Annotated in this window: 9 protein-coding genes; 7 read left to right on the plus strand and 2 right to left on the minus strand. The window is 73.1% G+C overall.

Annotation, left to right across the window (positions count from 1 at the left end):
- Nucleotides 1-189 precede the first annotated feature (189 nt).
- Both ACFV5H_RS29150 and ACFV5H_RS29155 read right to left on the minus strand, forming a co-directional pair.
- On the minus strand, nucleotides 190-1,533 hold the full coding sequence (locus ACFV5H_RS29150) for an NYN domain-containing protein (RefSeq protein WP_385058905.1): 1,344 nt from the start codon (nucleotides 1,531-1,533) through the stop codon (nucleotides 190-192).
- A 104-nt stretch (nucleotides 1,534-1,637) separates the two neighbouring features.
- Entirely contained in the window at nucleotides 1,638-1,877 is a 240-nt protein-coding gene (locus ACFV5H_RS29155) for a hypothetical protein (RefSeq protein WP_085576074.1), read from the minus strand.
- 156 nt (nucleotides 1,878-2,033) lie between these two features.
- Between ACFV5H_RS29155 and ACFV5H_RS29160 the strand changes: the two genes are divergently transcribed.
- The 7 genes from ACFV5H_RS29160 to ACFV5H_RS29190 all read left to right on the plus strand — a co-directional run.
- Nucleotides 2,034-2,768: a rhomboid family intramembrane serine protease gene (locus tag ACFV5H_RS29160; protein ID WP_385058903.1), complete on the plus strand. Its 735-nt coding sequence runs from the start codon at nucleotides 2,034-2,036 to the stop codon at nucleotides 2,766-2,768.
- Nucleotides 2,765-3,046, plus strand: a complete 282-nt coding sequence (locus tag ACFV5H_RS29165; RefSeq protein WP_030859083.1) for an Lrp/AsnC family transcriptional regulator — start codon at nucleotides 2,765-2,767, stop codon at nucleotides 3,044-3,046. The genes ACFV5H_RS29160 and ACFV5H_RS29165 overlap by 4 nt, the downstream gene beginning before the upstream one ends.
- 212 nt (nucleotides 3,047-3,258) lie before the next feature.
- The gene (locus ACFV5H_RS29170) at nucleotides 3,259-3,531 is read left to right on the plus strand and encodes a small secreted hydrophilic protein (protein ID WP_385058902.1); all 273 of its coding nucleotides are present in this window, start codon (nucleotides 3,259-3,261) and stop codon (nucleotides 3,529-3,531) included.
- Nucleotides 3,500-4,954: an ATP-binding protein gene (locus tag ACFV5H_RS29175; RefSeq protein WP_385058901.1), complete on the plus strand. Its 1,455-nt coding sequence runs from the start codon at nucleotides 3,500-3,502 to the stop codon at nucleotides 4,952-4,954. Before ACFV5H_RS29170 ends, ACFV5H_RS29175 begins: the two co-directional genes overlap by 32 nt.
- A complete protein-coding gene (locus ACFV5H_RS29180) occupies nucleotides 4,951-5,613 on the plus strand; it encodes a response regulator transcription factor (protein ID WP_385058899.1) in 663 nt (220 codons plus the stop codon). The genes ACFV5H_RS29175 and ACFV5H_RS29180 overlap by 4 nt, the downstream gene beginning before the upstream one ends.
- Before the next feature lie 76 nt (nucleotides 5,614-5,689).
- Nucleotides 5,690-7,105 (plus strand): SLC13 family permease, encoded by a 1,416-nt coding sequence (locus ACFV5H_RS29185; protein WP_385197965.1) that lies wholly within the window; start codon nucleotides 5,690-5,692, stop codon nucleotides 7,103-7,105.
- A gap of 12 nt (nucleotides 7,106-7,117) precedes the next feature.
- Nucleotides 7,118-8,324: glycerate kinase (locus ACFV5H_RS29190; RefSeq protein WP_385197967.1), on the plus strand; the 1,207-nt coding region annotated here is incomplete at its 3' end.

Here is an 8,324-nt window from a genome sequence, read left to right on the forward strand (position 1 = left end):
TCGAAGAGAGACCCTAGTGATTCTCTTGTGATCAGTTCAAATCCCTGGACACAAAATCTCCGTTACAGCGGGTTTATTTGGTCCGAACTCACCTGCGGTGACGCCCCTTTGACGCTACGTTGCGTGACGGTTCCGTCAATTCGGGCAAAGATCCCGTACGTTGTACGAGGGACGGATGGGAATCAGATATTAGGAAAGCCTCTTGAGGAGCATCGCCGACGCGACGGGGCGTGCGCCCGCGCGGGCCACCCCGTCGGCGACCTCGCGGTCGGTGGAGGCGACGATGACGGGCCGCCCCGGCGGCTCGGCGCGCACCAGCTGGCGGATCAGCTCGTCGGCGGTGACGCCCGGCTTGGAGAACAGCACCCGCACCCCGCGCGGCGGCGCGAGCAGCACCGGCGCGGCCAGTTCGGCGCCGTCGAAGACACAGGTCACCTCGGCACCGGTCTGGGCGGCGAGCTGGGCGAGCTGGCCCAGCAGCCTGAGCCGCTGCTTCTCCAGGGGCATCTGGGGGTAGCCGGTCTTGGTGACGTTGTAGCCGTCGACGACCAGATGGGCCTGCGGCAGCGCCAGCAGCTGGTCGAGGACGGCCGGGTCGTGCTCGGACAGCGCGCGGTTGGCGATGTCCTTCGGGGTCATGCGGCCGGGCTCGACGGCGTCCACGGTCTCGGCGGGCCGGACGGACACGGGGGGCAGCGCCAGCTCCCGGCGGAGCCCCTGGGCGGCGTCCAGCACGGTGTCGAGGAGCAGCCGGACCCGCATGTCCTCCACGCTGCGGCCCTCCCGGGCGGCCCGGCGGGCGGCCTCGAGCGCGGCCTCGGTCTCCCCCAGCCGGGCCTTGAGGCGCCGGCTCTCGCTCTCGGCGGCCGACACCTGGGCGTGGCCCTCGGCGCGCACGGTCTCCATCTCGCCCCGCAGCTTGCGCACGGCGGCCTCGCCGCGCTTGACGTCGCTGAGGGCGGAGCGCAGCTTGCGGTGCAGCGACTCGGCTTCCTTCTTCGCCGACTCCAGCTCGGTGCGCAGCCGCTCGGTCTCGGACCTGGTGTGCTCACGGGCCCGGGCGAGTTCGGCGCGCAGCCGCTCCAGCTCGGCCCGGGTCTCCTCGTCGGCACGCTCGGCGTCGGCGCGCTGGGCCTCCTCGCCGGCGGCGGTCACCAGCTTGACCCAGCCGGCCGGGCGGAGCACATAGGCCGCGGCCGCCACGTCGAGCGGGTCCGCGGCCGGGGGCGGGGAGCCGGAGTCGAGGGCGCCGGTCAGTTCCGGCTGGGCCTCTCTGAGCTTCTCCCCGATGCGCTGCCGGAACAGCGGATCGGTCTCCAGCGCCGCGGCCATGGCGTTGCCGGCGAACTTGGCACGCCGGTTCGGGGCGAAACGCGCGTACTGCCGCAGCTGGGCGGGCAGCTCGGCGACCGTGAGCCCGCCGAAGCCGTCGGCGACGATCTGGACGACCCGGCGGCGCACTCCGTCGGGCAGCGGACGGTCGAGCACCTCGGCGGCGCCGTCCCGCGGCCCCCCGCCCGTGGTCTCCACCATCCGTCACACCCCAATGTCTGTGTTGCGACCCCGCGCGCGGGGTCGCCGTCAGCGGGTCCCTCCCCCACTCCCGACTTCGCCCGAGCGGGAGGGACCCCCTTCACTCAGGAGCCGGCACCCGGCCTGTCCACGAGTTCCACCTGATCCACGGCGTTGCACCAGCGGCACCGCACCGACTCGATGGTCTCATCGAGCACCTCGCGCTCCTCGACCTTGGGCTCTCCGGCCAGATCGAGGTGGATGTACTCGACGACCTTCGACGAGCGGGTCACGTCGAAGCGGGTGAGGTTGCCGCAGAGGGTGCAGCGCCACCGCGTCGAGGCGGTCGGCAGAGGAACCGTCATCGTGGCTGTTCGCCTTCCTTCCAGTGTCCGTGACACACCGGCTCCCCGGTGCGTATGGCTCGTAACCCTACGGCCTGGCGGGTCCCCGCCGCCCGCCCGTCCACGGCGGCGAGGCGGTCTGTGCGGTTGCGTCCGGTTACGTCATGCTCTGTGTTCATGATCCGCAACTGGAGCGCGTCGGCCGCCGGGGCGATCCGGGGCACCCCCGCGCCGGTGACCCACACCCTCATCGTGCTGTGCTGCCTGGTCTTCCTGACCGGGCCGGCCTCCGGCCTGCATCCGGCCCACGGCTCCGGGGAGGAGCTACTGGACGCGCAAAGGGCCTATTTCCGGCACTGGGGGGTCATTCCCGCAGACCTGTTCGAAGGGTCCCCCGGGGCCGTCCTCACCCCCGCCACGGCGCTGTTCGTGCACGGCGGCTGGGTCCATCTGCTCGGCAACATGCTCTTCCTCCACGTCTTCGGAGCGATGACCGAGGCACGGATGGGCCGGGTGCGGTTCACCCTGTGCTACGCCGGCTGCGGCTACCTCGCGCTGCTGGGATACGCCGCCGCCAACGCGGACTCCGAGCGGTCCCTGGTCGGTGCCTCCGGGGCGATCTCGGCGGTGCTCGGCGCGTTCCTCTTCCTGTTCCCCCGGGCCCGGGTGACCAGTCTCCTGCCGTTCCTGTTCTTCCTGCCGGTACGGCTGCCCGCGTGGGTGGTGCTGCCGTTCTGGGCGGCGCTGCAGTGGGCGGCGGCGGGACGGGCGGGCGAGGGGCCGGGGGTGGCGTACCTGGCGCACCTGATCGGGTTCGGGCTGGGCTTCGGCTACGCGTGGGTGCGCTTCGGCAGGGCGACTACAGTGAAGGCCACCCCTGCTCCGGCCCCCGAGGGAGAGAACCAGCCGTGATCACCGCGATCGTCCTCATCAAGACCAGCGTGGACCGGATCCCCGAGATCGCGGAACGGATCGCCGCGCTGGAGAGTGTCAGCGAGGTCTTCTCCGTGACCGGCACGTATGACCTGATCGCCATGGTGCGGGTGCGGGAGCACGAGGACCTGGCGGAGGTCATTCCGGGCCGGATCAGCAAGATTCCGGGTGTGGAGGGGACCGACACGCACGTGGCGTTCCGTACGTACTCGCAGCACGATCTGGAGGCGGCGTTCGCCATCGGACTGGACAGCTAGCGGTCAGCCGGGGCGGAGGGCTCGGCCTTCGGCCGGTGGCGGTCCGGGGTGCCTCAGCCGGTTTTCCGCCCCCGCCGCCCCTTCCCGTCCCGGACCCGGGGCTCCGCCCCGGACCCCGCTCCTCAAACGCCGGAGGGGCCGGGATCAGTGGATGAAGAGTTCTTCATCCGGCGCTCATCCTGGGGCTCCGGTGCGGTGCGCAGGATCGGGGCATGGTCTTCACTCGCCGGATGGCGGCGCTCGCCGCCGTCGTGCTGATTCCGCTGGGCGTCGCCGCGACCAGCTTCGCGCTCGCCGACAGTCCCGAACCGCCCAAGGTGCCGCCCCGGGTCGAACTGGACAGCGGCTCACCCACTCCGACGTCCACGGCCCCGTCCGCGCGGCCCGAGCCGACGCCGAGCGACGAGGTCGTCTCCCGGCCTCCGGTGACCGACAGCCCAGCGGATGACGACGATGACGACGACGGACCCGGCGACGACGGCTGACGCTCCCCGCCGGCGGATCTCCGCCCGGGTCCGCATCCTGCTGTGGCTGCTGTTCGTCATGGCGGTCGCGCTCGGCTCCGTCGCCATGACCACCCGCTCCTTCCTGCTGCGGGACGTCGACCACCGGATCAACGGGCTGCTCGCCCAGGAGGCCGGCGAGTTCGCCAACTTCGAGGAGCGCGGCTTCGATCCGGAGACGGGCCGGCCCTTCACCGACCCGGACCGGCTGCTGCGGGTCTTCCTGGAACGGCAGTACGCCGACCCGGACGAGGAGCTGATCGGCCTGGTGGCGCGGAAGAGCGGCGGCCCGGCGAAACTCACCCAGCCGCGCGACCTGCCCGTCGCCCTGCCCCTGCACCGGGACGACGACGCCCGGCGCCGCGTCTTCGAGTCGCCCGACGCCTCCGGTGTGCTGCACCGGCCCGAGGGCGAGATCCGCTGGGCCAAGGTGGCCGTGGCCCGGCACGGCGGCGCACCCGAGGCGGCGTTCGTCGTCGCCTTCCACCCCGAGCGCGAAGTGGCGCGGGTGGACGAGGTGTTCCGGGTGCTGCTCGCCATCTCCGGGGTCGCCCTGCTGCTGACCACCGGCATCGGCTGGGCGGTCGCCGGGCGGATCCTGCAGCCCGTACGGCTGGTGCGCACCGCCGCCGCGCAGCTCACCGAGCAGGACCTCACCCGCCGTATCCCGGTGCGCGGCCGCGACGACATCGCGGCCCTCGCCGAGACGTTCAACGCGATGCTCGACCGGTTGGAGCGGGCCTTCGCCGCCCAGCGCCAGTTCGTCGACGACGCCGGCCACGAACTGCGCACCCCGATCACCATCGTGCGCGGCCATCTGGAGCTGATGGGCGACGATCCGGCCGAGCGCGAGGAGACCGTCCGGCTCGTCACCGACGAACTCGACCGGATGAGCCGCATCGTGGAGGACCTGCTGCTGCTCGCCAAGGCCGAACGCCCCGACTTCGTCACCCCGGAGCCGGTCCAGCTCGCCGAACTCACCGCCGACGTCTACGTCAAGGCCCGCACCCTGGGCGAACGCGACTGGCAGCTCACGGACACGGCCGACCGGGAGGCGGAGCTGGACCCCCAGCGGATCACCCAGGCGATGGTGCAGCTCGCGCAGAACGCGGTGCAGCACACCACCACCGGCCAGACCATCCGCATCGGCTCACGCGCGCAGGGCGCGCGGATCGAGCTGTACGTCGCCGACTCCGGGCCCGGTGTCCGGCCGCAGGACCGGGAGCTGGTCTTCGAACGCTTCCGGCGCGGCACCTCCCGGCGCGGGGCACGCGGTTCGGGCGCCGGGCTCGGCCTGTCGATCGTCAAGGCGATCGCCGAGGGCCACGGCGGCCGGGTCCGCCTGCACGACACCGAGGGCGGCGGCGCCACCTTCGTACTCATCCTGGGAGACACACGGACGTGAACCGGATTCTGATCGTCGAGGACGAGGACCGCATCGCCTCCTTCGTGGAGAAGGGCCTGCGCGCCAACGGCTTCACCACCACCGTCGTCCCCGACGGCGAGACCGGCTACGAGTACGCCCTGACCGGCGGTTTCGACCTGGTCGTCCTGGACATCGGGCTGCCCGGCCGGGACGGCTTCACCGTGCTGCGCGAGCTGCGCGAGTCCCGGGTGACGACCCCGGTGATCGTGCTGACCGCGCGGGACTCGGTGCGGGACACGGTGGCCGGTCTGGAGGGCGGCGCCGACGACTGGATGACCAAGCCGTTCCGCTTCGAGGAACTGCTCGCCCGGGTACGGCTGCGGCTGCGTACGGCGGCCCGGGCGCCGGAGGTGACGGTGCTCAGGTCCGGCTCGCTCAGCCTCGATCTGCGCACCCGCCGCGCCCGCGCCGGGGAGCGCACCGTCGATCTGACGGCCCGTGAGTTCGTGCTGCTCGAACTGTTCCTGCGCCACCCCGGGCAGGTGCTCTCCCGCGAGCAGATCCTCTCCCACGTGTGGGGCTACGACTTCGACCCGGGCTCCAACATCGTGGACGTCTACGTGCGGGCGCTGCGCAGGAAGCTCGGCGCGGAGAAGGTGGAGACGGTCCGCGGGATGGGCTACCGCCTCCCCGCGTGACGGCCCCGCCGCCGGGTGAAGTTCCTTTCATCTTCGGCTCATCGACGGCTCACCGCCCCGGTGGATCGTCGATGACGTGACACTGAACCCCCGCTTGACCGCGGCCCTGTGCGTGGCGCTGTCGCTGTGCGCGCTGCTCGCGGTCCCCGGCAACTTCCCCGGTCTCGGCGGGGACGCGCGCCTCACCCTCGCCGTGTTCGCGCTGGCGACCTGCGCGTGGGTCGGTACGCCGATCGACGACACGTACATCGCGCTGGGCGCCGGACTCGCGCTGACGGTGACCGGGGTGATCAGCAGCGACACCCTGTTCGGCACCCTGGGCGACTCGACGGTGTGGCTGCTGATCTGCGCGTTCGTGCTGGCCGCCGCGGTGAGCCGGACCGGGCTCGCGGAGCGGGCGGCGGCCTTCCTGGTCGGCGGGGCCCGCACGGTACGGCAGTTGACGCATCTGACGACGGCCGCGCTGGTCGTCACGGCGTTCGCGGTGCCGGCCACCTCCGGCCGGGCTGCGCTCGCCCTGCCGGTGTTCCTCGCCCTCGCCAAGGCACTCGCCGACCGGAGACGACTGGTCGTGATGCTGGCGCTGCTGTTCCCGACCGTCATCCTCCTGTCGGCGGTGGCGACCCTGATCGGTGCGGGCGCGCATCTGATCACCGTGTCGGTGCTGTGGGAGGCCGCCGGGGAACGGGTCGGCTTCACCGAGTGGCTGCTGCTCGGGCTGCCGCTGGCCGTGGCCTCCTCCCATCTCGCCGCCGAGGCCGTCCTGTTGACCACCACCCGGCGCGCGGACCGCGAGGGCGGAGTGCACATCACCGCCGAGGAGATCCAGCGGCACAGCGACCGCCCGGTGACCGGCCCCTGGACCCAGGCCGAGAAGCGCTGCGCCCTGCTGCTGGCCACGGTCGTCGCCCTGTGGTGCGGCGAGCCGCTGCACCAGGTGCCGCCGGCCGTGGTCGCGCTGATCGGCGCGGTGGTCGCCGCCTCCCCGGCGCTGGGCACCGTACGGCTGAAGGACGCGCTGAAGACGGTGCCCTGGTCGCTGCTGCTGTTCATGGCGGCGACGATGGCGATGGGCGTGGCGCTCGCCGAGTCGGGCGCGGCGAAGTGGCTGGTCGGCGGGGTGCCGGCGGGGATCACGCCGGTGATGTTCCTGACGGTCGTCATCGCGGTCAGCACGGCCGCCCATCTGGTCCTGCAGTCCCGTTCCGCCCGTTCCTCCGTGCTGGTCCCACTGGTGGTCGCGGCGGCCGTGGGCGCCGGGGTGAACCCGGTCGCCGCGGCGCTCGCCTCCACCGCCGCCGCGGGCTTCTGCCACACGCTCCCGGCCTCCGCGAAGCCGGTCGCGCTCTTCGCGGACATCCCCGGCACCCCCACCTACACCCCGCGCGACCTGCTGCGGCTGTCCGCCGTGCTGGCCCCGCTCACCGCCGCCCTGGTGCTGCTGTTCGCCGCCCTGGTGTGGCCGCTGCTCGGCGTCCCCGTGACCCGCTAAGGAGTTCCCCTCATGCTGAACCGTGTCGTCGTGGCCCCCAGCGGCTTCAAGGAGTCGCTGTCCGCCCAGGCAGCCGCCGACGCCATCGCGGCGGGCGTCCGCCGGGTGCTGCCGGACGCCGAGATCGACCGGATCCCGCTGGTGGACGGCGGTGAGGGCACGGCCTCGGCGCTGGCCTCGGCGACCGGCGGCCGGCTGGTCGCGCTGGCCGCCACCGGCCCGGTCGGCGAGCCGGTCGGCACCCACTTCGCGCTGCTCGGCTCCCGGGACACGGCGGTGGTGGAGATGGCGGCGGTCGCCGGCCTCTCCCTGGTCCCCCGTACCCGGCGCGATCCGGGCGCCACCACCACGTACGGCGTCGGGGAACTGATCCGCGCCGCCCTCGACCAGGGCGTACGGCGGATCCTGGTGGGCTGCGGCGACTCGGGCACCTCCGACGGCGGCGCGGGCGCGCTCCAGGCGCTCGGCGCGCGACTGCTGGACGCGGACGGGTTCGAACTGGCGGGCGGCGGCCGTGAGTTGACGCGCCTGGCCCGTATCGACCCGACCGGGCTCGATCCCCGTCTCGCCGACGTGGAACTCCTCGTCGCCTGCAATCCCTTCAACGTGCTGTGCGGGGAGCGGGGCGTGGCCCGGGTGTTCGGTCCGCAGAAGGGAGCGGGTCCGCAGCAGGTGGAGGAGTTGTCGGCGGCGCTGGAGAACTGGGCGCGGGTGCTGACCCGCGATCTCGCCGTCACCGGCACCGATCTGCGCCTCGGGCGGGGTACGGGCGCCTCCGGTGGGCTCGGCGCCGGGCTCGCCGCCCTGGGCGGGGCCCTCCTGCCGCGCTTCCACGTCCTGCTGGACCATCTCGACCTGGACGCCCGGCTGGCCCGCGCCGATCTGGTCGTCACCGCGGAGGGTGCGCTGGACCACCAGACACCGCGCGGGAAGGTACCGGCGGAGGTGGCACGGCGCGCCAAGCTGTCGGGGCGGCCGGTGCTGGCGCTTGCGGGGACGCTCGGGGAGGGGGCGGGGGAGGTGCCGGGGGTGGATGCCTGTCATGGCATCCTGCCCGCGCCGATGGCTCTGGCGGAGGCGCTGGTCCGCGGCGCGGAGCTCCTCACCGACGCGACGGAGCGCGCCCTGCGCATGATCGTGCTCGGCAGCCGGCTGCCGGGTTCCTTCGCCCCCGCCGCTCCTTCCCCTTCCCGTCCCCCGGGGGCGCTGCCCCCGGACC

Source organism: Streptomyces sp. NPDC059787, assembly GCF_042732315.1.
Taxonomy (GTDB): Bacteria; Actinomycetota; Actinomycetes; order Streptomycetales; family Streptomycetaceae; genus Streptomyces; species Streptomyces atrovirens.

What these genes read in the sequence shown, in the direction of transcription:
- ACFV5H_RS29150 (WP_385058905.1), bottom strand. Translation starts at nt 1,533, where the DNA reads ATGGTGGAGACCACGGGCGGGGGGCCGCGGGACGGCGCCGCCGAGGTG.
- ACFV5H_RS29155 (WP_085576074.1), bottom strand. Translation starts at nt 1,877, where the DNA reads ATGACGGTTCCTCTGCCGACCGCCTCGACGCGGTGGCGCTGCACCCTC.
- ACFV5H_RS29160 (WP_385058903.1), top strand. Translation starts at nt 2,034, where the DNA reads ATGATCCGCAACTGGAGCGCGTCGGCCGCCGGGGCGATCCGGGGCACC.
- ACFV5H_RS29170 (WP_385058902.1), top strand. Translation starts at nt 3,259, where the DNA reads ATGGTCTTCACTCGCCGGATGGCGGCGCTCGCCGCCGTCGTGCTGATT.
- ACFV5H_RS29175 (WP_385058901.1), top strand. Translation starts at nt 3,500, where the DNA reads ATGACGACGACGGACCCGGCGACGACGGCTGACGCTCCCCGCCGGCGG.